The sequence below is a fragment of the Planctomycetaceae bacterium genome (assembly GCA_039680605.1).
Lineage (GTDB): Bacteria > Planctomycetota > Phycisphaerae > SM23-33 > SM23-33 > JAJFUU01.
In genome coordinates, this window is the sequence record JBDKTA010000004.1 from 1 (window position 1) to 22,505 (window position 22,505).

The 22,505-nt window shown below is 63.7% G+C and carries 20 protein-coding genes and 1 pseudogene; 6 read left to right on the forward strand and 15 right to left on the reverse strand.

The window, feature by feature from the left end; genetic code table 11:
* Positions 1-97: 97 nt before the first annotated feature.
* From ABFD92_00310 to ABFD92_00320, 3 genes are all read right to left on the reverse strand, one after another.
* Positions 98-634, reverse strand: a complete 537-nt coding sequence (locus tag ABFD92_00310) for a hypothetical protein (GenBank protein ID MEN6502954.1) — start codon at positions 632-634, stop codon at positions 98-100.
* Positions 635-1,146: 512 nt separating this feature from the next.
* Positions 1,147-1,983 carry a phosphonoacetaldehyde hydrolase gene (phnX, locus tag ABFD92_00315; protein ID MEN6502955.1) on the reverse strand — a complete coding sequence of 279 codons (837 nt, stop codon included), beginning with the start codon at positions 1,981-1,983 and terminating at the stop codon, positions 1,147-1,149.
* Between the two features lie 205 nt (positions 1,984-2,188).
* Positions 2,189-3,319, reverse strand: a complete 1,131-nt coding sequence (locus ABFD92_00320; protein MEN6502956.1) for a 2-aminoethylphosphonate--pyruvate transaminase — start codon at positions 3,317-3,319, stop codon at positions 2,189-2,191.
* A gap of 164 nt (positions 3,320-3,483) precedes the next feature.
* Here ABFD92_00320 and ABFD92_00325 point away from each other — a divergent pair, with 164 nt between their 5' ends.
* The 3 genes from ABFD92_00325 (at position 3,484) to ABFD92_00335 (ending at position 7,360) form a co-directional block, all read left to right on the forward strand.
* Positions 3,484-4,926 carry an MFS transporter gene (locus ABFD92_00325; protein ID MEN6502957.1) on the forward strand — a complete coding sequence of 481 codons (1,443 nt, stop codon included), beginning with the start codon at positions 3,484-3,486 and terminating at the stop codon, positions 4,924-4,926.
* 166 nt (positions 4,927-5,092) lie between these two features.
* Positions 5,093-6,160: a hypothetical protein gene (locus tag ABFD92_00330; GenBank protein MEN6502958.1), complete on the forward strand. Its 1,068-nt coding sequence runs from the start codon at positions 5,093-5,095 to the stop codon at positions 6,158-6,160.
* Positions 6,161-6,187: 27 nt separating this feature from the next.
* On the forward strand, positions 6,188-7,360 hold the full coding sequence (locus ABFD92_00335) for a HEAT repeat domain-containing protein (GenBank protein ID MEN6502959.1): 1,173 nt from the start codon (positions 6,188-6,190) through the stop codon (positions 7,358-7,360).
* Between the two features lie 15 nt (positions 7,361-7,375).
* Here ABFD92_00335 and ABFD92_00340 read toward each other — a convergent pair whose 3' ends face one another.
* Both ABFD92_00340 and ABFD92_00345 read right to left on the reverse strand, forming a co-directional pair.
* Positions 7,376-7,597 (reverse strand): zinc ribbon domain-containing protein, encoded by a 222-nt coding sequence (locus ABFD92_00340; protein ID MEN6502960.1) that lies wholly within the window; start codon positions 7,595-7,597, stop codon positions 7,376-7,378.
* 20 nt (positions 7,598-7,617) lie between these two features.
* Positions 7,618-7,833, reverse strand: a complete 216-nt coding sequence (locus tag ABFD92_00345) for a hypothetical protein (GenBank protein ID MEN6502961.1) — start codon at positions 7,831-7,833, stop codon at positions 7,618-7,620.
* A 141-nt stretch (positions 7,834-7,974) separates the two neighbouring features.
* Between ABFD92_00345 and ABFD92_00350 the strand changes: the two genes are divergently transcribed.
* The 3 genes from ABFD92_00350 to ABFD92_00360 all read left to right on the forward strand — a co-directional run bounded on the left by ABFD92_00350 (position 7,975) and on the right by ABFD92_00360 (position 12,221).
* A complete protein-coding gene (locus ABFD92_00350) occupies positions 7,975-9,030 on the forward strand; it encodes a Gfo/Idh/MocA family oxidoreductase (protein MEN6502962.1) in 1,056 nt (351 codons plus the stop codon).
* Positions 9,030-9,872, forward strand: a complete 843-nt coding sequence (locus tag ABFD92_00355) for a TIM barrel protein (protein MEN6502963.1) — start codon at positions 9,030-9,032, stop codon at positions 9,870-9,872. Before ABFD92_00350 ends, ABFD92_00355 begins: the two co-directional genes overlap by 1 nt.
* Before the next feature lie 111 nt (positions 9,873-9,983).
* On the forward strand, positions 9,984-12,221 hold the full coding sequence (locus tag ABFD92_00360) for a glycoside hydrolase family 95 protein (protein MEN6502964.1): 2,238 nt from the start codon (positions 9,984-9,986) through the stop codon (positions 12,219-12,221).
* Positions 12,222-12,334: 113 nt separating this feature from the next.
* Here the strand turns inward: ABFD92_00360 and ABFD92_00365 are convergent, their stop codons facing one another.
* From ABFD92_00365 to ABFD92_00410, 10 genes and pseudogenes are all read right to left on the reverse strand, one after another.
* On the reverse strand, positions 12,335-13,204 hold the full coding sequence (locus ABFD92_00365; protein ID MEN6502965.1) for an RnfABCDGE type electron transport complex subunit D: 870 nt from the start codon (positions 13,202-13,204) through the stop codon (positions 12,335-12,337).
* A complete protein-coding gene (locus ABFD92_00370) occupies positions 13,201-14,580 on the reverse strand; it encodes a 4Fe-4S dicluster domain-containing protein (protein ID MEN6502966.1) in 1,380 nt (459 codons plus the stop codon). Before ABFD92_00370 ends, ABFD92_00365 begins: the two co-directional genes overlap by 4 nt.
* A 15-nt stretch (positions 14,581-14,595) precedes the next feature.
* Positions 14,596-15,042, reverse strand: a complete 447-nt coding sequence (locus ABFD92_00375; protein ID MEN6502967.1) for an Rrf2 family transcriptional regulator — start codon at positions 15,040-15,042, stop codon at positions 14,596-14,598.
* 290 nt (positions 15,043-15,332) lie between these two features.
* A complete protein-coding gene (locus ABFD92_00380) occupies positions 15,333-16,778 on the reverse strand; it encodes a hypothetical protein (protein ID MEN6502968.1) in 1,446 nt (481 codons plus the stop codon).
* Between the two features lie 171 nt (positions 16,779-16,949).
* Positions 16,950-17,702, reverse strand: a complete 753-nt coding sequence (locus ABFD92_00385) for a PP2C family protein-serine/threonine phosphatase (GenBank protein MEN6502969.1) — start codon at positions 17,700-17,702, stop codon at positions 16,950-16,952.
* Between the two features lie 15 nt (positions 17,703-17,717).
* The gene (locus ABFD92_00390) at positions 17,718-18,785 is read right to left on the reverse strand and encodes an electron transfer flavoprotein subunit alpha/FixB family protein (GenBank protein ID MEN6502970.1); all 1,068 of its coding nucleotides are present in this window, start codon (positions 18,783-18,785) and stop codon (positions 17,718-17,720) included.
* Positions 18,782-20,080: a transposase gene (locus ABFD92_00395; protein MEN6502971.1), complete on the reverse strand. Its 1,299-nt coding sequence runs from the start codon at positions 20,078-20,080 to the stop codon at positions 18,782-18,784. Before ABFD92_00395 ends, ABFD92_00390 begins: the two co-directional genes overlap by 4 nt.
* Positions 20,081-20,086: 6 nt before the next feature.
* Positions 20,087-20,410: pseudogene (locus ABFD92_00400) on the reverse strand (electron transfer flavoprotein subunit beta).
* Positions 20,411-20,592: 182 nt separating this feature from the next.
* Positions 20,593-21,669, reverse strand: coding sequence for an SDR family NAD(P)-dependent oxidoreductase (locus tag ABFD92_00405; protein MEN6502972.1), 1,077 nt, complete (start codon positions 21,667-21,669; stop codon positions 20,593-20,595).
* Positions 21,666-22,367, reverse strand: coding sequence for a ribulose-phosphate 3-epimerase (locus ABFD92_00410; GenBank protein ID MEN6502973.1), 702 nt, complete (start codon positions 22,365-22,367; stop codon positions 21,666-21,668). Before ABFD92_00410 ends, ABFD92_00405 begins: the two co-directional genes overlap by 4 nt.
* Positions 22,368-22,505: the final 138 nt, after the last annotated feature.

Consider the following 22,505-nt stretch of genomic DNA (forward strand, 5'->3'; position numbering starts at 1 on the left):
AACCTGCCGTCGAGGATGAAGATCATGCCCCCGCCGCTGACTGCTTCGTAGCGATGTAGTGAAGACTTTCAGGGCGCTGCCCTTGATAATAAAGCACTTACGTCGCCAACTGCGGAAGTTGGGCTAATGTGTTGGCACCGCTAGCCCCTGCCATTATGCCGCCGGCAAATGTTAATGTGTTTACAGAATCTTGCACAACACTGACTGTATTACCTGTGCCCAGGATGACATTGGCGTTAAACAGTTCATCGTTGGCCACTGCGGCGCCCATCACGATCCTGGCGCGACCTGCCGAATAGAACGTGAGGTTCTGTACCCCAACTCCGCCGCTGCCGATTGTGTACGCAGCGGCGTTGGCCGTATCGAAAATGATGTATTCCGCTGTCGCACCTGTGCCAAGATCAATGGTCGTATTTCCGTTGCCGCCGTTGATGAAAGACGGCGCGTTGAAACGGGTTATGGGAACGGCACCGCCGCTCCAATTGCCCGTATTCGACCAGACGTTGTTCGTTGCGCCGGTCCAGTTGATGGGCGTAAAATCCCAAGCACTGCCGGCCTGAGCCCCGCAAGCCAGTCCCAAAGCCACAGTCAAGAATGCAGCTAACGATCTTATTGCCGCTCGTTTCATTTTCATCCTCGTTTTTCTTCCAGTACCAGCAGGTGTTACGGATCGCTCTCAAACAGAAATGCCCGCCTCCGCCTCTGCTGACCCAGCCGAAAATATAACGGCTTCTCCCGGGTACAAAACGGGGCAATTACCGGCGTATGATAATCGCATAACCCAAATGCGCCAATGGACTAAATCTGGAAACGGTTGGTATATATCTGGAAGCCTTCAGTTGAGCGCCGGATGCATTGTCTGGCCAAAAGGGCGGACAATGACTCTGTTAACATAAGTCTTTATGAAATAGATGCTTACAAGAATACGGTTTTCCGAATCTCACGAAAAACAGACAAGAAAAGACAATTGTTACCCGAGCCGGGTGTCTTTTGGACCCGAGAATCTGCTGTGAAAAGTGCAACAATGTGCAACAAATGTGCAACGTCCCAAGGGTTGATGACCGGCACATCTACAGCTAAATATAAGAGCAGGATCATCCCAAGACGATCCTGCTCTTAATCCCAATCCTATTCCCCCCGTAATCGTTACGGCCGGTCGCCCATCTTCAGGCGCAGGTTGATCTCTTCGATCAGCGGCAGGACCTGCGAGATCTCGTCGACGACGTAGTGGGCGCCCATCATCGCCAGGCTTTCGCGGGCCTTGGCGACTTTGCGCTCGAGCACGTCCTTGGGCAGGGCGTTGATCTCTTTCTCGTTGAGGCCGACTTCGTTGCCGGTCTTGGCCAGGCCGATCGTCCACGTGCCGGCGTTAATGCCTTCGGAAATGTCGGGCTTGGTGTCGCCGACTTTCACGACGGCCTCGGGCGGGTAGATGCGGGCCTGGCGCATGTTGTCCAGCACCATCCAGGGCTCCGGGCGGCCGTACGGTACGCCGGGGGCGGTGGCCCAGGAGTTGGTGTCGGGCTCGAAACCCTGCTCCTTGGCGCGGATGAAGTTGATCTCCATCGCCTCGGTGAAGTAGCCGCTGGAGGAGCCGATCTTGATGCCCATCTTGCGCAGGGCGTTGGTCGTCTCGACCGTGCCGGGGATGATGTCGGCGTAGTCGCCGATGCACTTGACCTGCAGCGGCTGGAAGACCTCGAACATCTTCTGCACGTCAGCGTCGGAGCAAGGCTTGCCGTGGACGGCCTTCCACTGGGCGGCCACTTCGTCGATGCGCGCAATGGCCTTGATGTGCTCGTTCTTCTGCAGACCCATCGGGGCGCGGGCCTGGTCCATCGTGATCTCGACGCCAAACTGCTTGAAGACCTCGATGAACACTACGGCCGGGGCGTAGCAGCCGTAGTCGACGGTCGTGCCGGCCCAGTCGAAGATGACCATCTTAACGGGCCCGCGGTATGTCCTCTTGTACACGAAGTCCATTGTTGGCTCCTTTTCAGTCAGTGATATCTTCTCTGTTTATCTCACCGCAGAGTTCGCAGAGGACGCGGAGATGTCGGAAGGATGGAATAATGGAATGTTGGAATGGTGGGAAAGAAAGTCCATCAGACCCCCCAATATTCCATCCTTCCATCATTCCTTCTTTCCTTTCCTCTGCGTTCTCTGCGATCTCTGCGGTGAATCGCTTCTACAGCTTCACGCCCATCTGGGCGATCGTCTCGCGGATCACGCCCAGCAGGTCTTGTACGTCCGAGGGGAAGATGCGGCCGATATTTCCGATGCGGAAACAGTCGGCGTTGGAGACCTTGCCGGGATAAATCACGTAGTCGCGCTCGTTGAGCTTTTCGTAGAAGGCCTCGAAGTCGAAGTTCGGGTCCTTGGGGTACACGAACGAGGTGATGATGTAGCCCTGGTCAGCGGCGGGCAGGTATTCCTTGAAGCCCATCTGCCGCATGCCGGCCACCAGCGTGTCGTAGTTGGACTTGTACCGCGCCGCGCGTCCGGGCACGCCGCCCTCGGCTTCGAGTTCGGCCAGCGCCTGCCGGAAGGCGATCATCGCGTGGGTCGGGGGCGTGAAGCGGAATTGCCCGTTCTTCTCGAAGCCCTGGTACTGGTCGAGCAGGTCCAGGCTCAGGCTGCGGGCGTAGCCCTTGGTCGCCAGCAGGCTCTCGATGCGGCAGACGGCGAAGGAGAAGCCCGGCACGCCTTCGATGCACTTGTTGGCCGAGGAGACCAGGTAGTCGATCTGGCATTCTTCCAGCGACAGCGGGACGGCGCCGAAACTGCTCATGCCGTCGACGAAGTATTTCGCGCCGGCCTTCTTGACGACCGCGCCGATTTCCTTGATAGGGTTGATGATGCCGGTGGTGGTCTCGCAGTGGACGACGGCCACGTTCGTCACGCCGGGGTTGGCCTTGAGGGCTTCGGCGACCTTGACCGGGTCGACCTTAATGTTCTCGGGGAACTCGACGGGGATCGTGTCGATCTTGAGGACCTTACCCATCTTGGCGATACGGTGGCCGTACGCGCCGTTGATGAGCACCATGAACTTGCCGTTTGGCGGGGTGGTCGAGCCGACGACGGCCTCGAGGGCGAACGTGCCGCTGCCCTGGACAATGACGGTGGTGTACTTGTCGGTGGACGCCTGCCCGACGGCGACGAGCCCGTCGCGGATGTCCTTGATGAGGCTGATGAATTCGAAGTCGCGGCTGCCCAGGTCGCGCAGCAGCGCCTGCTTGACGGTGCGGCTGGTGGTCAGTGGTCCTGGCGTGAAGAGGATTTTGTCTTTCCAACCCGAGATTGATTTCCGGCTCTGCATGTGCGATCTCTCCAAAGCAGTCTTGGGCGACTGACGACGGGTGCCAGCATACTGGCGCAGATTTGAGCAGGCAAATGATTTCGGCGTCGGATTGCCCTTTACGGCAGCGAGCGCCCTGGCTATCGTAGGGCGGCATTTGCGGGCACAGGAAGAGGAGACGTCTTTTGAACCACAACGTTCCCCGCGCCACTCTCCGAGCCAAAGGCCTTCATCCCAAACAGGGGCTGGCCTTTTTCAGCATGGCGATCCTGTACCTGTTCTATTATTTCTGCAAGTACAACCTCGGCCCGGCCACCGATGACATTCAAAATGAGTTCGGCATCAGCAGTGCGGCGTTCGGGTGGGTAATGACCACGTTCACACTGGTCTACGCCGGCGGGCAGTTCATCAACGGGTTCCTGGGCGATCGGTACGGACCCAAGAATATCCTGATCCTGGGCGGGCTGGGCAGCGTGATCGCCAACTTGTATTTCGGCATCTCGGCGTCGCTGACATTCTTTGTGCTCTTCTGGGCGATGAACGGCTATTTCTCTTCCTGCGGATGGGCGCCGGGCTCCCGCATCCTGTTCAACTGGTTCCCCGAGAAGCGATGGGGAACGTACATGGGCATCTACAACGCCCTGTGCTACACCGGTGGAGCCATCGTGACCATCGTGGCGGGTTTCGCCATTTCCTATCTCGGTTGGCGCGGCGCGTTTTCCATCCCAGCCGCCTTCCTGCTGGTCATGACGCTGGTGTTCATGATTGTCGGCAAGAACAAACCTCAGGACGCGGGCCTCCAGCCGGAATGGGAGCAACCGCACAGCGGCGACCAACCGGTTCGGCGAACCGGGGCGAAGGAGTACTGGGCGGCCTTCAGTAATTACAGGATGATTCTGGCTTACGTATCGGGGTTCGGTGCGAATTTCGTGCGGTGGGGGATCATCACGTGGATGGTCAAGATCCTCAAGGTGCATGTCAGCGAGGGCGGGTTCGGCATTCCTCTGATCATCGCCGGCATCATCGCCTCGCTGGCTCATTGGGGCGGGGCTTTCTTCTCGATTGTCCTGGGCGTGGTCACCGACCGGGTGTTCAAAGGCATGCGATGGCAGACGATCACCATTGGATTTGTTCTGGCGGCCCTTCCCTTGTTCTATATCGCCCAGGGGCCCAAGACCATCACCGGCGCGACGCTCTGGACCGTCTGGGTGCCGCCTGAGAAAGCCAAAACAGTCGCCCGGAAGCCGCAGACGGCGCCGGCGACGCCCAAGACCGCCCCTGCCGCCACCGCCATGGCCGCGACCGAGAGAACTGCCGCGACGGAACCCGCCAAAGTTCCCGTGCCCATCACCACCGGAATCTTGCTGCTGTCGCTGGCGATGTTCCTCTCCGGCGGGCTGATTCAGGCCGTGCAGACGCCGCTGTTCGACTTGCCCGGCGACATCCTGGGCAAGGAACTCAGCGGCACGGGCGTGGGGATTCTCGACGGCTGGATGTATGTCGGAGCGTCCTTTGCCGGGGTATTCCTGGGATGGTGGCTGGATTCCTTCGGGTTGCTCGCCGGCGTGACGCTGATGGCGTTTGTCAGCGTCGCCAGCGGACTGGTGATCATCCCGATCCGGAAATAGCTGCCGGGTTGGTTGAATCGTTACCCTTGTTTCTGGGGCGCGTGCTTCTTGTATCGAAAGGGAAGCTATGAATGAGCCACCACCTCGTCCACCTGTCCCGCCTGCACTTCCTTCAGAAGTATGGCCGCCACTGCCGCCATCGGCTCTGCCGCCGCCGCTACCGGGGATGGCAAAGAAACGCAAACGCTGGCCGTGGTTGATTGCCGCGGCGGGCGTCGCGGCGCTGGTGGCGATTATCGTCTGCCTTTTTCCCTCTGCTGATGAGCGCCGGGCAACCTTCCTCGTCAATAGAATGCGAACCATCGACCGCCACGACTGGTCGGCCACACTGGGCGATATCCCCGTCAACGACAGCAACGGACAAACCTTCCGCCAGGCCTTCGAGGCGCTGGGGCCCAAGGCGGTCCCGATCCTGGTGCAGACGCTCGAGGGCGGCTGCGACGATCAGGAACAAGAGGTGATCTTCGCGGCGCTGAGGAAGAACGGTCCTGCCGCCGCGGCGGCCGTGCCTTACCTCAAGAGCGTGCTGGAAGATCCCAATCCGATGGCTCACTACCAGAAGATGCAGGTCATCGAGACGCTCAGCGCGATGGGGGACGCCGCAACGCCTGCCCTGCCGGCGGTGGCGGCGTACTGCCAGCAGGACCAGGTGGCAATCTTCGATTCGGACAAGGAGAAGCTGGCGGCAGTGCTGGCGGGCTTCGGCGAGCCGATCATCCCGCACATGATCAAGCTGATGTGCAACGGGGGTTTTCAAGGGCAGAATCTCGCATACAGAACCGTAGGCAAGATCGGACCGGCAGCTTTGCCGCGGATGATCCTGCTGCTGAGGAATCCTGATCCCAGTTTTCATCTCCATGCAGCCCACTGCCTGTCATACATGGATTCCAAGACGTCGCCTCTGGCTGGCGTCACCGAGTCCCCGGCGCATCTGGCTGAAGCAATTCGTTCTGACTGGGACTCAAAGCCCGCGGACCCTGACAAGATCTTCTGGCTGCGCGCGCAATATCTGGCCAAGCTGATAGTCGCCAACGGCGTTTCTGCCGTTAAGGGCACGGCCGCTTTGCTGGACGATCCGGACTGGCGGATGCGCACGTTTGCAGCCAACACGTTAGGCAGGATCGGCCCTCGCGCCAAAGGAGCCCTTGTCGCACTTGAAAAATGCCGTAAGAAGGCGACCCAGAAGGAAGAATGCTACATGCTCGATGAAGCCCTCAGGAAGATACGTCCGTGATGTGCGAACGCCCTAAAGGAACATGACATGACAAGCCAACCGGTCTTGACTCCCCCACCGCCGCCTGCCTGGGCTCTGCGCCCGCAGCCGTGGTCAAGGCGGCGCAAGCTTGTGGCGATCTTCGCGCCGATAGCACTGATCGCCGCAGTGGCAACTGCGACCATCTGTTACTTCACCAGCGATGCCGTCCGCGCTGCGGAGCTCATCCACGAACTGCGCCATCCTCCTGAACAAGGCGCGCTGTCGCGCCTGATGGGCGAGGACCCTCCTGCGGCCAGACCCGACGGCGTGATCGTGGCGGAACTAGGCGGCCTGGGCAGCGGGGCCGTCAGCGTGATTATCGAGGCCATCGAGCGCGAGGATACGCCCCAGGCCGTTGCCGAGGAAGACGAGTTCTACCGGCAGATGCACGGTCGCCTTGTCCGGCAAGGACGCCGAGACCTTCTGATCCGGGCACTGGGCCTGATAGGTCCCCGAGCCAAGGCCGCAGTCTTGCCGATGGTAAAGTGGCTGCAACTTCCCCAGTACCGGTACAGCCGGTATGAAATTGTCGCGGCTTTGGGGAATATTGGTCCCGATGCCGCTGCGGCCATGCCGTTGATTCTGAAGGTCCTGGACGAGCAGGAAGATTTCAGGCAAGGTCAGATGGTCATCCGCGCGTGCGGGCAACTCGGTCCGGCCGCCGTCGGCGCGGTTCCGTTCTTCATCAAGGCCATCGAGGGCAAACGATCTTACATGGACGACCGCGACATGGAGATCTATATCGAAGCCATCGCCGGGATAGGCCAGCCGGCGCTGCAGCATCTGGACCCGCTGATGAGCGACGAAGAGGACAACCTGCGAAGGCTGGCCTGGCAGTCGATGGCCCGGATGGGACCGGCAGGGCTGACGGCGCTGGTGCAACATCTGGAAAGCCCCTCCCGCCGCGCCCGTGCGTGCGCGGCCTTGGGGCTCGAAAAGCTGGGCGCCAAAGCCGCCCCGGCCCTGAAGGCTATCGTCGCGGCCACCAATGCCGAGAATAATCAGATCAGCACCAACAGCCGACATGCTACCGTATCCGGAAGCCTGATCAGCGTGCTGATCGAGATCGGCCCTGCCGCCGAACCGGGCCTGCAGGAAATCGCCAGGATCACCACAGACGACATGCTCAAATCATGGGCCGAGGATGCCCTGAACACCATTCGAGCATCCAAGCCGTAGGCGGCTGGGCAGAGGTTACCCGCCCATCGCCGGGCAGGCTTTGCAGGCCTTCTGACGGCCGCACGGCGGGGCCTCGCCGCCGGACTTCTTCATGTGGATGCCCTTGGCGGCCGTGAGCTGCCGCTGGGTCTTGCTGCCGCACTCGGGGCATTTCTGGGCGGCCGTGGTGTTCATGGTCTTGTGGAAGACTTCAAAGACGTGCTGGCACTTGCTGCACTTGTATTCGTATGTCGGCATAGCGTTGGCTCCTTAGCACACTATACCACTGCCGAAAGAATTACGCCCACGAACTTGTCCGCCGTAGCGCAGCGAAGGCGGACGTCACGAACCTGTCCACCGTAGCCTTGGCGAAGGCGGATGACACAAATGGGAAGAAGATCGAGCACGTTGTTGTTGGCGGTCCATATCGCTCGACAGGTCTTGCGATGCTCGAAACGCGCCGGGCAAGCCCCGCCGCTAACGGTCCTCTGCATTCGTGTCATTCGTGACATTCGTGGACGTAACCTCCCGTTTTTAGAAATCGTCGAGCGGCCTCGACCGCTAACGTTCGCAGATGGTACACTACCGGTTCTGGAGCACTACCCAACGAAAAACTGTTGAACTGAGGAAGGATCATGAAGCGATACAAGGCAGTCGTTCTGGGCGCGGGGCAGCGAGGGCGGGCGCATACTCTGGCGTTTTTGAAGAACGCGGACCGGTTTGATCTGGCGGCCGTATGCGATCTGGATACCGACCGCATGAAAGCGATGCTGGCGGGCATCAATGTCTCGCTGCCGATCTACGCCTCGGCCGACGAGATGCTCGCCCGCGAGAAGCCTGACGTGTTCTGCTTCGTCACGCCGCCGGCGATCCGGCTGGAGCTGGTGAAGCTGGGCATTCGCCACGGCGTCAAAGCCATCGCCTACGAGAAGCCCATGGCCACCACGCTGGGCGAGGCCAAGGAAATCTGCGACGCCTGCGACGCCGCCGGCATCAAGCACGTCATCTGCCATCAGCATAAGTACGGCGGGCACTGGCAGGCGGTCAAGCGGATCGTCGAGTCCGGCCGCATCGGAAAAGTGCGGTCCGTCCACGCCACCTCCAAGGGCTGGTTCTTCCACTACATCACGCACCTGGTGGACTACGCGATGTGGTTGATGGACTACCCCAAGCCGCAGTGGGTCGTCGGCCACATTCACGGCCGCGGGAAAGTCGCCGACAACCACCCCTCGCCGGACTACATCATGGGTCAGGTGGGTTTCGCCGGCGCGGTGCGCGGGTTCTTCGAGTGCGGGACGCTGGCCCCTTCGCGCGGGATGCCCGAGCACTTCTGGTACGACGCCGGCGCGACGGTCCTGGGCACGCACGGCTACGCTGAGGTGGTCGTCGGCAAGGGCTGGCGCGCGGTGACGGCCGACGGCGGATACATCGAGGACAACAGCGTCAGCTTCGACGAGAGCGGCGACACGGCCCCGTACATCACCGACCTGGCGAAGTGGATGGACGACCCGTCGCAGCCGCACCCGTGCCGGGGCGAATTGGCGTACCGCGGCTTTGAGGTGTCGATGGCGATGCTGCAGAGCGGGCTGGACCCGCGGACGATCGTGCTGCCGATGGACCTCTCGGCGCCGACGCTGGATCGCATGGTGGCTGAACTGCCCGAAGACAACTACCAGTTGGAGACCGAGTAATGATACGCCTGGGCGCCCCCGTATTCTTACCGCAGGATGATCTGGAACAGCTGGCCCGTGCGCATCGCCAACAGGGCTACCGCGCGGCGTACTGCCCGTACACGGATCTGAGCGACACCACGCGGATCGCCGCGATCCGCAAGGAGTTTGCGGCGCAGGATGTCGTGATCGCCGAGGTTGGCGCCTGGTGCAACATGCTGGCCCCAGACCCGCAGAAGCGCAAAGCCAACCAGGAGAACGTCAAGCGGCAGTTGACGCTGGCCGACGAGGTCGGGGCGCGGTGCTGCGTGGACTACCTGGGCACGCTGGACCCGGACTCGGACTACGGTCCGCACCCGGCGAACCTGACCGCCGCCACGTTCGATCTGGCCGTCGAGACCGTGCGGTCCATCATCGACGCCGTCAAGCCGCGCCGGGCGAAGTTCGGCCTCGAGATGATGCAGTGGGTTCTGCCCGACAGCGTCGATGCGTACCTGGACCTGATCAAGGCCGTCGACCGCCCGGCCTTCGGCGTACACCTGGACCCGGTGAACATCATCCTGACGCCTCGGATGATGTACGACACTGCCTCGCTGCTGCGCGACTGCGTTGCGCGGCTGGGCCCGTGGATCGCCTCCTGCCACGCCAAGGACATCGTCCTGCGGGGCGCCCTGGCGATGCACCTGGACGAAGTGCCGCCGGCCACCGGCTACCTCGACTACCGCACGTACCTCAGCGAGCTCAACCGCCTGGACAACTCGCCGCCGCTGATGCTCGAGCATCTCGGCAGCGAAGAAGACTACCGCGCCGCCGCCGGCAGACTCTTCGCCATCGGGGCGGAGTTGGGCATCGACATGGGATAGTGAAGTAGCACGGGCGTCTCGCCCGTGAGTAGCATGGCCGTCTCGGCCATGTCCCCGCAATTTGCATGGGCAAGATGCCCATGCTACTTCTGGATTTGGAGCTTCGCGTTTATGACCACCACAGACAACCCCTCCACTAACTTGACGCTCTGGTACGCCCAACCGGCGCAGGCTTGGATGACCGAGGCGCTGCCTGTCGGGTGCGGGCGGCTGGGTGCGATGGTCTTTGGCGGCATCGAGCGGGAGCGGATCCAGTTCAACGAGATCAGCCTCTGGACCGGCACGGGCAGGGGAACAGAAGCATATAACGAGTTCGGGGCGTACCAGGCCTTCGGCAATATCGCCATCGCGTTGGAAGGCCACGGCGATGCGACCCAGTATCGCCGCGATCTCGACCTGGGCACCGCTGTGGCGGGCGTGCGGTACGCCGCCGGCGGCGTGCAGTACCGCCGGGAACTATTTGCCAGCTATCCAGACCAGGTGATCGTGGCGCGCTTCACGGCCGACAAGGGCGGCTCGTACAGCGGCGCGATCGAGCTGACGGGCGAGCATGATGACACCCCCCGCCCGCTGGCGGGCAGAACCGGCTTGATGTTCGCCGGCAAACTGCCCAACGGCGAACTGTATGAAGCACAGCTTGCGGTGCTCAACGCCGGCGGCACAGCGACGGTCTCGGGCGATAGGGTGGAATTCAGCGGCTGCGATTCGATCACGCTGATCCTGGCGGCGGGGACGAATTACGTACCGGATCACAGCCGCGGCTGGTTTGGCGACGATCCACACGAGGCCGTCACCCGGCAGATAGCGGCCGCGGCCGCGAAACCTTACGAGACGATGCTGGCCGATCACGTGGCGGATTACCAGGCGCTGTTTGGGCGCGTGAGCGTCGACTTGGGCCACACGCCGCCGCAGCGGAGCGATCTGCCGACCGACCAGCGGTTGATCGCTGCCGCCAGGGACGACGCCGACCCGGGCCTGGTCGCGCTGTACTTCCAGTTCGGGCGCTACATGCTGATCTCATGCTCGCGGCCGGGGTCGTTGCCGGCGAATCTCCAGGGCGTGTGGAACGACAGCAACTCCCCGCCCTGGACGGCGGACTACCACACCAACATCAACATCGAGATGTGCTACTGGCCGGCCGAGTCGACCAACCTGCCCGAGTGCCACATTCCGCTGCTGGACTTTGTCCGCTCGCAGGCGCCGGTCTATCGCAAGAACACGCAGGCGGCGCCGGAGTTCCAGCACGCCGACGGTCGGCCGGTGCGGGGCTGGACGGTGCGGACCATGTCCAACCCCTTCGGCGGGCAAGGCGCGTGGTGGAACACGCCCGTCAACGGGTGGTACTGCCAGCATTTCTGGGAGCACTACGCCTTCACCGGCGACGTCGAGTTCCTGCGCGACACCGCGTATCCGCTGATGAAGGAGAGCGTCGAGTTCTGGCAGGATCAACTGCGCCCGCTGCCGGACGGGTCGCTGATCGGTCCGCCTGGGTTCTCGCCCGAGCACGGGCCCACCGACGCGACCGGCCTGGGCTACGACCAGACGATCGTCTGGGACCTGTTCACCAATTACATGGCCGCCGCCGACGCGCTGGGCGTGGACGGCGACTATCGCAAGACCGTCAGCGACCTGCGCGACCGCCTGCTGGTGCCCCGGATCGGCCGGTGGGGGCAGTTGCAGGAGTGGCTCAACGATGTGGATGATCCCCAAGATCATCATCGCCACGTCTCGCATTTGTTCGGCACGTATCCCGGCCGCCAGTTCAGTGGCACAGGCTTTCCAGCCTGTGGGGCACAGCCTGGAAAGGCTGTGCCACCGCGGCGCTACGTCGAGGCGGTGAAGACCTCGCTCAACGGCCGCGGCGACGGCGGCACGGGCTGGTCGCGTGCGTGGAAGATCGCGCTGTGGGCCCGCCTGTGGGACGGCGACCACGCCTACCGCCTGCTCAAGAATCTGCTGGATCCGGTGACGGCCACGCACACCGATTACGAAAACGCCGGCGGGACGTACGTCAACCTGTTCGACGCGCACCCGCCATTCCAGATCGACGGGAACTTCGGCGCCGTGGCGGCCATCGCCGAGATGCTGGTGCAAAGTCACGACGGCACGATCGTGCTGCTGCCGGCGCTGCCATCGGCATGGCTTGACGGTTGCGTGCGCGGCCTCAAGGCCCGCGGCGGATTCGAGGTCAGTATCGCCTGGCGCGACGGCGCCCCGATTGAGGTAACTGTCCGCAGCGTCCGCGGCGGGCAGTGCGACCTGCGGTGCGCGAAGACGGGCAAGAGCGTTTATCTGACACTTTCCGCCGGCGAGGCAGCGGTTCTGGACGGGCAGTTGCAGCGCACATAACAGCGACGCTTGCGGCTTGGCAGCTTCTGACGCGTTGAACAACTGCTAAGCCGCAAGCGGCGGAGCGTTCGGTAGTGCGCGCAAGCTGTTAGCTGATCGCTGAGACCTGATCGCTACGCGGGCAGGCGTTTGAGGCGCCAGGCGAAGACGGCGTTGTCCAGCAGGGGCGAGAGGAGGTTGCCCAGCAGGAACGCCAGCATGGCGGCGTCGGGGAACCCCAGTGCCTCGCGCAGAGCGACCACCGAAATGCCGACGATGGTGCCGCAGATCCATTTGCCGCCGGCCGTGATGGGACTGGTCAGGCGGTCGGCGGCGATGAACAGCGTTCCCAGCAGCAGCCCGCCCCCCAGATGATGCCACAGTGGCGCGGCGGCGCCATGCTGCCAGTGCAGCAGGCCCGACAGCACCAACGCCCAGAACAGGCACGTGGCGACCATGCGCCAGTTCGTCACGCCGGCCGCCAGCAGCAGCGCCCCGCCCAAGGCGGCAGCCATCAGGAACAATTCATCCGGAGCCCCGCTGGGGGTCTGGAGAGTCTTTGGCCACAGCAGCGCCAGCAGCGCCCAAGCCACCAGCGGACCGTTGAGCCGGTTGCGCCCCACGTCGTTGAGCAGGACCTTGCCTTGCAGGACGGCCACTGCCGCGGCCAGGGCCACCATCCACAGCGGCGTGGAATGAGGCAGCAGCAACGCCAGGAGCAATCCGGCCACCAGGATGCTCTCGTCGATCACGCGCCGGCGCAGGAGGGTATCGGCGGCTTCCACTGCGGCCATCGTCGCGTACGACGCCGCAACGACGGCGGCCATCCGCCAGCCGCCCTCGTACAGCCGCGCCAGCAGGCAGGGCACCAACGCCATGGTCGTCAGCCACATGTGACGTGCAACGCTGGCCGGATCGCGCACGTGCGGGGCGCCGGGCGCGCACAACGTCGGGCGCAGAACGCTCGAGGGATTCACCATCGACCACGCCCAGGGCGTCCTCATGGCCGCACCTCCGGCGGCGCCGCCGCGGGGGCACGGCGGGCGGCGACGAACTGCTGCATCAGCTCGATCTTGGCCGGGCAGACGTAGCTGCACAACCCGCACGAGACGCACAGGTCCACGCGGCTGCGGGCAGCCGCGGCGGCGTTGCCCCGCCGCAGGTGGCGGTGGATCAGGTACGGCATGATGCCGGCGGGGCAGACGCGTTTGCACTGCCCGCAGGAGATGCACGCCTGCGGGCGCCCGTGCAGCGCGTCGTTCATTTCCTGAGGAACGAGCTTGCCCCGCAGATGTCCCAGGAACGATCGCCCGTAGGAGATCGTGCTGCGCCCGGGGCCCAGTTCGGCCAGCCATCCGCCGGGGCGGTCGCACTGGGGCAGGATGGTGAAGCCCGTGCATTCGCTATCGATGCCAAGGTAGCCCGCGCCGCAGGCGGCGCCGGTGAGCACCCCGTCGCGCACGACGCGCATGGGGCCTTCCTTGAGGCGCCCGGCCAGCAGCTCCCGCAGCGGGTAGCCCGGTTCGATCAGCACGTGGAGGCACTTGGAAGCCCCGGGCCCGCCCAGGCTGATCAGGCGCCGCACGGACGGTCGCGAATAGGTCAAGGCGCGGTCGACAGCCAGCAGGCCCTCGATGCGCACGCCCCAGACGGGCCCGTCGGCGCTGCGAGGCAGGCCCAGTTCCCGCGCCAGCAGGGCGAAGTTGTCGGCGGGGTACCGCAGCGGTACCTCGACGAGGTTCAGCCACGTGTGCCCGCGCAGGCTCTCGAGCACGCCGCGGGCGAAGACCGACCGGATCTCGGGCAGCACCAGGAAGACCGGGCGGTCGTCCATCAGACCCTGCAGATGCTCCAGCGCGCGCGTGGCGTGCGTCAGACGCCGGCGCAACTGGATGGCCCCGCGGGCGGTGAAGGGTTCGAGGTTCAGCGTCGAGACGATCAGGGCCGACGCCTGGCCGAACGGGTCGGGCAGCAGTCCACTGTGGGCGTCGCAGAAGAACTGCCAGGCCCCCAGGGCGAGCATCTTCTGGCGCTTCAGGGCGCCGCGGACGTTGCGGTGCGGGATGTGCGGCTGGTCCTGGCGCACTTCCCAGGGCTGCTCCTGCTGGCGACGGAGATCTTCCAAAACGATGTGGCCGGGGACCTGGCCGAGCCTGACGACGCCGGCTCGCGGGGCCAGGAGCGGGACGGCGTAGTTGTCTTCGTCGCGGGCCAGCACGTGCCCCTGGGCGGTGCATTGACCGTCGCTGACGAGAATGTTGGAGAAGTGGAAGCGGCGGCTTTTGAGAGGCAGATAGAACGCCGGCGGGTCGTCGGGCACCTCGACGCGCGACGAGGGTCTGCCCGCCAGGGGAACGTCATATCCTCCGGTCATCCTCATGCGGTTTCCATCGAATCAGTTCCGGGTCTTGTTTCGCGCCGCTTTGGGGTCGCAGAGGGTCTGCTGCTCGAGCAGCTCCTGCAGCGTCACGTCGGTGAGGAACTGGGATATCTGCGACGTCAGTTGGCGCCACTTGACGCACACCGGGCACGCGGCGCTGCGCTGGCAGAAATCATGGTCCAGAACGCATGGGCTGACCGCGATGGGCCCCTGGAACACTTCCATGATCTGGCGCAGCGAGATGTCGGCCGCGGGCTTGGCCAGGCGGAACCCGCCCGGGCGTCCGGGGCGGCTTTCGGCCAGCCCCTGGACGACGAGCTTCCGCAGAATCTTGTAGGCGAAGCTCTCGGGGATGCCGTACTGGCGGGCGACCTGCCCGCAAGGGACGACCGTCTGGGGTTGCTGCGCCAGGCACAGCAGGGCACGGATGGCGTAGTCGGTGTGGCGAGGGATGATTTCCATAGTCGGCGCTTCCGGGGTCGGGCATGTCCATTAAGCGGATAAACTATATCCACATTCTGCCCACCGCGCCGCCGCGTGTCAATAGCGAGGAAGATTCACCGCAGAGGTCGCAGAGAACGCAGAGGAAGCTTCGAGGAAGAAACGGAAGATTGGAATGTTGGAAGAATGGAATGCTGGAATTGGGAAGATTGGAGATGGGCGGACACCCAATCTCATTCCACCCTTCCACTATTCCATTCTTCCTCCCCCTCTGCGGTCTCTGCGATCTCTGCGGTGAGACGCTAAGCAGATCACGGACCCCAGAAGGTCGCGTAGTTCGACGGGATCGTCGGGTTGATGTCGGCGGGATAGAAGGACCGCACTTCGCCGCTGCGGAAGACAGCGTTGACCTTGCCGTTATGGCGGGCGAAGGGAACCGTGGCGTTGGCCCAGTCGGCCTGGTCGGCGGCGTTGTTCTTGTCGACCACCAGGTGATTGTAGTCGATCGCCAGGATGCGGTTGGCGGGCAGTCCGGCGCTGCTGGTGATCAGGGGGTTGATCCCGTAGCTGACGACGTATTCCTTGACGTCGGGTTCTTCCGCCCCGCCACCGCCGCCGCTGGGCGTGCCGATGATGACCCTCTCATACAGCTCCGGATCATTGGCCGTCCACTTATCCTTGCCTTGATCTGTAGCCACAACGACCGTGTCGGCGCTTGGGACCGAGGCCTTCTTCACGATCGTGGGGCAATAGCCGTCATAGCCAACCTCCGCGCTATAGGCGTAGTTTCGCTCGTTGGTGCGGATCGAGATCTCGGTGGTGGCTTCGGGCGTGTGAATGATGCGCAAGCAGGAGTCGCGGTTGGGGCTTTCGGGGAAGTTGTAGCCGCCGGCCTCCCAGGTGTACCAGCGGTCGGATCCGGCGCGGGTGGCGCCGCTCATGTTGTAGGTTGCGGTCTGCCCGGAATATCCCCATCCCGAACCGGCGCCGCGGCAGTCGCTGGTGGCCAGGTTGATGTTGGCGTCGGGCGGAATGATGTTGACTTCGCTGTACATCCAATACTGGTAGGGGTTGCTGTCGGGCGTATACGACATCACCACACACTGCTGGGGTCTCTTGTCTGAGCGGGGCGAGCCGTCGGAGTTCTTCTGATCCACCAGTTGCGTCAGCAGGAAGGTGTTGTACACGCCGCGATACCAGAACACATTCCCGCTGGCATCGAGGTACGGTTGGTTATAGAGGGTGTTGCGCCCGGTTTCGGAGACGCGGCGGACAAAGTAGCTGCCGTCGATCGGGAAATATTGCCAGGGCGTGCTGAAACCCCATCGCTCCTGGGCGCTGATCTTGGTGCCGTCGGGATTGGTCCAGAACATCCACGTGAAGGCCCCGATGCGGTAGCGGTAATCGCGAAGGAAGTTTCGCATGGTCTCGTCGGCGGCACCGGGACCGCTGCCGCCCGAGCCGGCAGAGCGGCCATACGTGTCGGCGCCGCTGCCTTCGGTACAGAGCAGAACGGACGTGGCATTATCAACGTCTTTGAGCACGGCGATGTGCCAATCCTGCGGCTGCGCGAGAGCCTTCTTGGCCGCGGGGTCGCTGTCTCGGTTCTGCAGGGTGGTCGTCTGGGCGATGCGGGCGAGGTTCGACTGGCATCGCACATTGCTGACGCGCTGCATCAGGTTTCCGACCGGAGCGATCAGCAGCGTCACCAGAATGGTCAGAACGGCTACCACCACCAGCAGTTCCGTAAGTGTCATCGCCCGACGTGATCCAATGCTATAACGGCGTGAGGTGGTCATGATGCGTCCTCTTTTCCGAGACAAATTAGGCGCTGTCCGCTCCTTCAACCTATCTATTATATGCGGTGCGGTCAATCTAATTATCGGCATTTTCCGCTTCCCGAATTGCTCTGATAGCGGGGAAAAACCTTAGACACGGTCCAGGACGACGATGGATTCGTCGTCGCTCTGGCGGGCGCGGCCTCGGAATTGTTCGACATCCTGAAAAACCACCTCAGCGCACCGGCAAGGCGTACACTCTTTGCAGCGGCTGATCGTGTCGTACAGGCGGGGCTCGCCGTAGAAGTCGTGGGAATCGTTGACGGCCTCGACCAGTCCGTCGGTGAACAGGACCAGTCGCTCGCCGGTGGTGAAGGTGTGGCAGTCTTCCTCGGGCTGGTACTCCTGCACGCCCAGCAGGATGTTGCGGTTCATCAGGTGCAGGGGCACGCATGCTCCGTCGCTGCAGAGGTAGGGGCGCGGATGTCCGGCGTTGACGAAGAACCCGATCCCCGTCGGGGCGTCGATGACGGCATAGAACAGCGAACAGGGCATGACCGACCCGGTGCGGTTGCCCAGGTCGACGAGCATCATGTTCAACTCTGAAACCACCTCCACCGGGCGGCTGCGGCGCTGCGGTTCGCTGCGGAGGAAGCCCATGATCTGGGCCATCATCAACGCCGCGCGCACGCCGTGGCCGACGACGTCGCCGATGACGACGGCGAACTGCTCGTCGTTGATCCGGATGAAGTCGTAGAAGTCGCCGCCGACCGTCCCGCACATGCGATTGAGTGACGCCGCCGCCTCGTGCGGCCAGTTGGTAGGACAGGCCTTGGGCAACAGCGCCGCCTGCAACTCGGCGGCCAGCGCCAAGTCTAGTTCCTGTTCGGTTTCGTCAACCATATGCAGCACGTTTCATCATAGGCCCCCCGCCGCCGGCAGACCCTCTTGCGGCGGGGAAACTGTGGTCGCCGGTTGCGATCGGGCGCTCTGGCGAATCGCCTCGATCAGTGCCGGCACGACGGTGAAGAGGCTGCCGACGATGCCGATGTCGGCCACCTGGAAGATCTGGGCGTCGGGATCGATGTTAATGGCCACGATGGTCTGGGCGGTCTGCATCCCGGCCAGGTGCTGGATCGAACCGGAGATGCCCAGGGCGATGTAGAGCCGCGGGCTGACTGTCTTGCCCGAAAGCCCGACCTGGTGAGAGTAGCTCAGCCACCCGCGGTCGACGACGTCGCGGCTGGCCCCCAGCGCCGCGCCCAGCGCGTCGGCCAGCGACTGCGCCAGCGGGATGTTTGCGGCCTTCTTGATGCCCCGCCCCACCGCCACCACCGCCTGCGCTTCGGCCAAGGCGCATCGGTCAGTCTGAGGGATGAAGTCCACGCGCCGCACGCGGCTGGCCAGCGACGCCGCCGGCGGCGCGAGGCGCTCGATCCTGCCGCAACGCCCCGCCACCGCTACGGCGGCCGGTCCGCTGTGCGGCCGCACGGTCGCCATCTGCGGGCGGTGGTTGGGCGTCTGGATCGTCGCCAGGATGTTGCCACCGATGGCAGGGCGCGTCTGGAGCAGATTGCCGGTGGCCGCGTCGATCTCCAGTTGCGTGCAGTCGGCGGTCAGACCCGCGTTGGCCTTGACGGCCACGAACGGCATGAGCGTGCGGCCGGTGGTTGTCGCGCCGGCAAGGATAATCTCAGGCCGCCGCCGCTCGATCAGGTCCAGCAGGCACGCCGCGTAAGGTTCGATCAGGAAATGCTCCAGCTCGGGCGCCTCGACGGCCAGCACTGCGTCGGCGCCGCGGGCGATGAGGTCCTGCAGCGGGTCCTGGGCCATGCGCGCGCCAATGAGCACCGCCGTCAACTCCGTGCCGCGCGCGTCGGCCAGGGCTCGCCCGCGCGTCAGCAGTTCGTGGCTGACGCGCTGCAGGCGTCCGCCGTCCTGCTCGGCGATGATCCACACGCCCTTGTATTCCCCGGCTGCCATCATGGAATCAACTCTCGCTGCCGCAGCAGTTGCACGAGCTGTTCGACCGCCCTGGCGGCTGAGGCGTCGTCGCCGGCGGGGAGCTTCTGGCACTGGCGGGCGACCTTGGGCTTGAAGATTTTCACCACGCGCGTGGGCGAGCCGGCCAGCCCCAGCCGCGCCGGATCGACATCCAGATCCGCCGCCGTCCAGACCGGAATCTCCAGGCTCTTGGCCCGCAGTTTTCCCGCCAGCGTCGGAAGGCGCGGGTCACCGATCTCCTTGACGACCGTCAGCACCGCCGGGGTGTCGGCCTCGAGCACCTCGTGGCCGTTCTCGACCAGCCGCCGCACCCGCACGAAACCATCGGCGGGGTCTATCGACGAGACATACGTTACTACCGGCAGATCGAGCCAGGCCGCAATCGCCGGCCCCACCTGCCCCGTGTCCCCATCGGTCGCCCGCTCGCCGCAGAGGATCAGTGTGGCATGGGCGTCTCGCCCATGCTCTTGCTGTGTGGCATGGGCGTCTCGCCCATGCTCTTGGCTCTGTTCCTCATACTCCTGCCAGTTGATCTTTTCTCTCCATTTCCACTCCTGCAGTCCCGCTTTGTCCGGGTTCTTCCAGGCATACTCGATCGAATGCCACAGGTCCTCCTCGTCGCGAATGAGATGATCGTAATACTCGCTCTGCCAGAAGGGACCTTCTCGTCCAAGCAATTCATTAGCCTTGTGCGCCGTAAACGACTTTAAGGAGTGGAGCGACTTGGACAATTCGAACTCCGCCGACGGCCTGACAACCAAATGCACGTGATTGGGCATGATGCACCAGGCCAGCAGTTGGTAGCGGATGCCGTCGAAGTGTTTCAAAGCATCGGCAACGATAGCCGCCACCTCTGGCCTCCGCAGGTGGCAGTCCCCATGCCCCGCGTCGAGATAGGCCTGGACCTTTTCGGAATACAGCGCGTCCAAATCCTCCTGTTCCTGCCGCGTCAACTGTCTCCCTTTGGCAGCGGCGCGTTTAACTATCTCCTCGCGTTCGTTCTGCCATGCTTCCAGGACCGATTGAGGCATCGAGTCAGCCAGCCGAAAGTTCACTGCGTATGCCGCTTCGTCACGAGTCCAATGTGGCAGACAGGCCCCTTGTCGCTGCTGGATCAGTTCGTAATCCGCCCCCTTTGTGGGCGGGACGCCTGTGCCATCGGGGAGCATGGGCGAGACACCCGTGCCACAGGGGGAGCATGGGCGAGACGCCCATGCCACACGGGGAGCATGGGCGAGACGCCCATGCCACGCGGGAAGCATGGGCGGGACGCCCATGCCACACAGCTTCCTGATGGCGGCCGCGAGGACGTAGCTCGTCGCCCAGGTGTCGGAGCCGGCGAAGGCTTTGTCCGACAGCAGGACGGCCGCATCGGCGCCCATGGCGACGGCTTCTTTCAGGGCGGTGGCGGCTTTGGGCGGACCCATCGAGACGACGACGACCTCGCCGCCACACTGGGCCCGCAGGGCCAGTGCGGCCTCGATGGCGTACAGGTCCAGCGGGTTGACGATGGCCTCGAGCCCCTCGCGGATCATGGTCCCGGTAACCGGGTCCATGCTGACCTTGGAGGTCTCGGGCACTTGCTTGATGGGAACGATAATGCGCATCTTCACAACCTAAATCCTAAATCCTAATTTCTAAATCCTAGACAAATTCGAAACAAATCCAAAATTCAAATGCTTAAAACCACCGAGGACTCGATACAAGAGCACCGAGCAGATGGTTTGGCGCTTTGAGACTTTGAATTTCCATATTGTTTAGAATTTAGTGTTTAGTGCTTAGAGTTTGTCTATCGCGGCGTGGAGTCCGGCAGGCCGCCATCGACGGGAATCGTCGCGCCGGTCGTGGGCGTCTGGCGGGTGATGAAGAACATCGCCGCGTTGGCCACGTGGCGGGCGGTCACCTTGGCCTTGAGCAGGTTGCGGCCGCGGTAGTATTCCTCCAGCCCTGCCTCGTCGAGACCTCGGGCCTTCATGCGGTCGGGCCCGACCGCCGCCCAAAGTCCGCTGCGATACGGTCCTTCGCCGAAGATGGCGTCGGGGGCGACCATGTTCACCCGCACGTCGGCGTCGGCCAGTTCCAGGCTGGCGATGCGCCCGAGTTGGTGACTGGCGGCCTTGGTGGCGCTGTAGGCCCCGAAGCCCGCGCCGGGGCAGAAGACGTTCTTGGTCGAGACCAGGACGATATCGCCGCCGGTGCCCTGGCGGCGCATCAGGCGCCCCGCCTCGGCCAGCGTCAGCAGCGTTCCGGTGGCGTTGACTTCCTGCGTGCGGCGGTACTTCTCGACGTCCATCTCGGTGAGCTTGGACACCATCGCGATGCCGGCATTGACGATGACGATATCGACGCCGCCCCAGACGCCCGCGGCCTTGGCGAACGCCGCAGCCACGCTCGCCGCGTCGGTCACGTCCATCGCTACGGCCAGCACGCGGTCGGGATATCGAGCGGAGAAGTCGGCGGAGAAGGCCTGGAACTTCTCGCCGCTCAGGTCGGTGACGACGACCCGCGAGCCCTTGTCCAGCAGCGCCGTACACAGCCCGGCGCCGATGGCCCCGGCCGCCCCGGTCACCAGCGCCACTTCGTTCTCCAACGGACGGGCGTCGGAAGCTTCTTGGCGCTCAACCGCGAACGTGCCAACGCCCTCGACCTCAATTGCCGCCGGAGCGGCGGATTGAGCTTTGATCACCTCCCGCAGCTTGGACACATCCGCGCAGTCGGCGTCAGAGACACGCACAACGGAGTTGTGCGTGGCACCCTCGGGCGCGGGGGTGAGGATCACGCGGTTCCAGGGGCGGTCGGCGTCGCCGCTTGGCCTCGCCAGCGCGCCGCGGATCATGGGAGCGATTGTCGCGATATCGAGTGTCATGATCGAACGGCCTCCAGCATGAACGCGGCGTTGGCGGGGGCGGCTTTGCCATCGAAGACGGCGCTGCCGGTGACGACGAGGTCGGCCCCCATTGCCGCGACGGCTTTGACGTTGTCTTTCTTGATCCCGCCGTCGACGCAGACGATCACGTCGCGCCCGCTGCGGTTGATTATTTCGATAAGCTGCTCCACGCGTGCGGCCGTGGCGTCGATAAAGCTCTGCGCGGGGAAGCCCGGATTCACCGCCAGCAGCACGACCATCTCGAGTTCGTCGATGACCGGCTCGACGGCCGACAGCGGCGTGCCGGGGTTGAGCCCCAGCCCGCGCACGATCCCGCGGGCGGGGTCGTTGACGTTGGTCATCTTGCCCAGAGCCTGCAGCGAGCGGTGTACGTGCGGGGTTTCGGCGTGGACGGTGACGATGTCGGCCCCGGCCGCGACGAAGCTTTCGAGCTTGTCGACCGGGTCGGCGATCATCAGGTGTACATCCTTGAGCAGCGGCGTCTTGAGGGCCTTGATGAACCCCGGCCCCACCGTCATCTGCGGGCAGAAGACGCCGTCCATCACGTCGATGTGCACCAGCGGAACGCCCGCCTGTTCAAGCACCGCCAGTTCGCCGCCAAGGTTAAGCAGGTCGGCCGTCAGGACGCCGACGCTGACAGTCGGGCACGCAAGCACCAGTTGTTCTTTGGTGGTCATGGGCGAGATCATACGGGCAAACAGAGCCGCTGTCAGCTATCAGCTTTGGCGCTATTGCGGATCACCGCGGAGGTCTGTGAGGGCTGGGAAACTCTTGCGGGCGGTTGTGACGCAGCCGAAACAACTCGGCGTCAGCCA

Bases quoted from the DNA above. Each gene is read 5' to 3' on its own strand.
- ABFD92_00310 (MEN6502954.1), bottom strand. From the start codon at position 634: ATGAAAATGAAACGAGCGGCAATAAGATCGTTAGCTGCATTCTTGACT.
- phnX (MEN6502955.1), bottom strand. From the start codon at position 1,983: ATGGACTTCGTGTACAAGAGGACATACCGCGGGCCCGTTAAGATGGTC.
- ABFD92_00320 (MEN6502956.1), bottom strand. From the start codon at position 3,319: ATGCAGAGCCGGAAATCAATCTCGGGTTGGAAAGACAAAATCCTCTTC.
- ABFD92_00330 (MEN6502958.1), top strand. From the start codon at position 5,093: ATGGCAAAGAAACGCAAACGCTGGCCGTGGTTGATTGCCGCGGCGGGC.
- ABFD92_00335 (MEN6502959.1), top strand. From the start codon at position 6,188: ATGACAAGCCAACCGGTCTTGACTCCCCCACCGCCGCCTGCCTGGGCT.
- ABFD92_00340 (MEN6502960.1), bottom strand. From the start codon at position 7,597: ATGCCGACATACGAATACAAGTGCAGCAAGTGCCAGCACGTCTTTGAA.
- ABFD92_00345 (MEN6502961.1), bottom strand. From the start codon at position 7,833: ATGCAGAGGACCGTTAGCGGCGGGGCTTGCCCGGCGCGTTTCGAGCAT.
- ABFD92_00350 (MEN6502962.1), top strand. From the start codon at position 7,975: ATGAAGCGATACAAGGCAGTCGTTCTGGGCGCGGGGCAGCGAGGGCGG.
- ABFD92_00355 (MEN6502963.1), top strand. From the start codon at position 9,030: ATGATACGCCTGGGCGCCCCCGTATTCTTACCGCAGGATGATCTGGAA.
- ABFD92_00360 (MEN6502964.1), top strand. From the start codon at position 9,984: ATGACCACCACAGACAACCCCTCCACTAACTTGACGCTCTGGTACGCC.
- ABFD92_00365 (MEN6502965.1), bottom strand. From the start codon at position 13,204: ATGAGGACGCCCTGGGCGTGGTCGATGGTGAATCCCTCGAGCGTTCTG.
- ABFD92_00370 (MEN6502966.1), bottom strand. From the start codon at position 14,580: ATGAGGATGACCGGAGGATATGACGTTCCCCTGGCGGGCAGACCCTCG.
- ABFD92_00375 (MEN6502967.1), bottom strand. From the start codon at position 15,042: ATGGAAATCATCCCTCGCCACACCGACTACGCCATCCGTGCCCTGCTG.
- ABFD92_00380 (MEN6502968.1), bottom strand. From the start codon at position 16,778: ATGACACTTACGGAACTGCTGGTGGTGGTAGCCGTTCTGACCATTCTG.
- ABFD92_00385 (MEN6502969.1), bottom strand. From the start codon at position 17,702: ATGGTTGACGAAACCGAACAGGAACTAGACTTGGCGCTGGCCGCCGAG.
- ABFD92_00390 (MEN6502970.1), bottom strand. From the start codon at position 18,785: ATGATGGCAGCCGGGGAATACAAGGGCGTGTGGATCATCGCCGAGCAG.
- ABFD92_00395 (MEN6502971.1), bottom strand. From the start codon at position 20,080: ATGGGCGTCCCGCCCATGCTTCCCGCGTGGCATGGGCGTCTCGCCCAT.
- ABFD92_00405 (MEN6502972.1), bottom strand. From the start codon at position 21,669: ATGACACTCGATATCGCGACAATCGCTCCCATGATCCGCGGCGCGCTG.
- ABFD92_00410 (MEN6502973.1), bottom strand. From the start codon at position 22,367: ATGACCACCAAAGAACAACTGGTGCTTGCGTGCCCGACTGTCAGCGTC.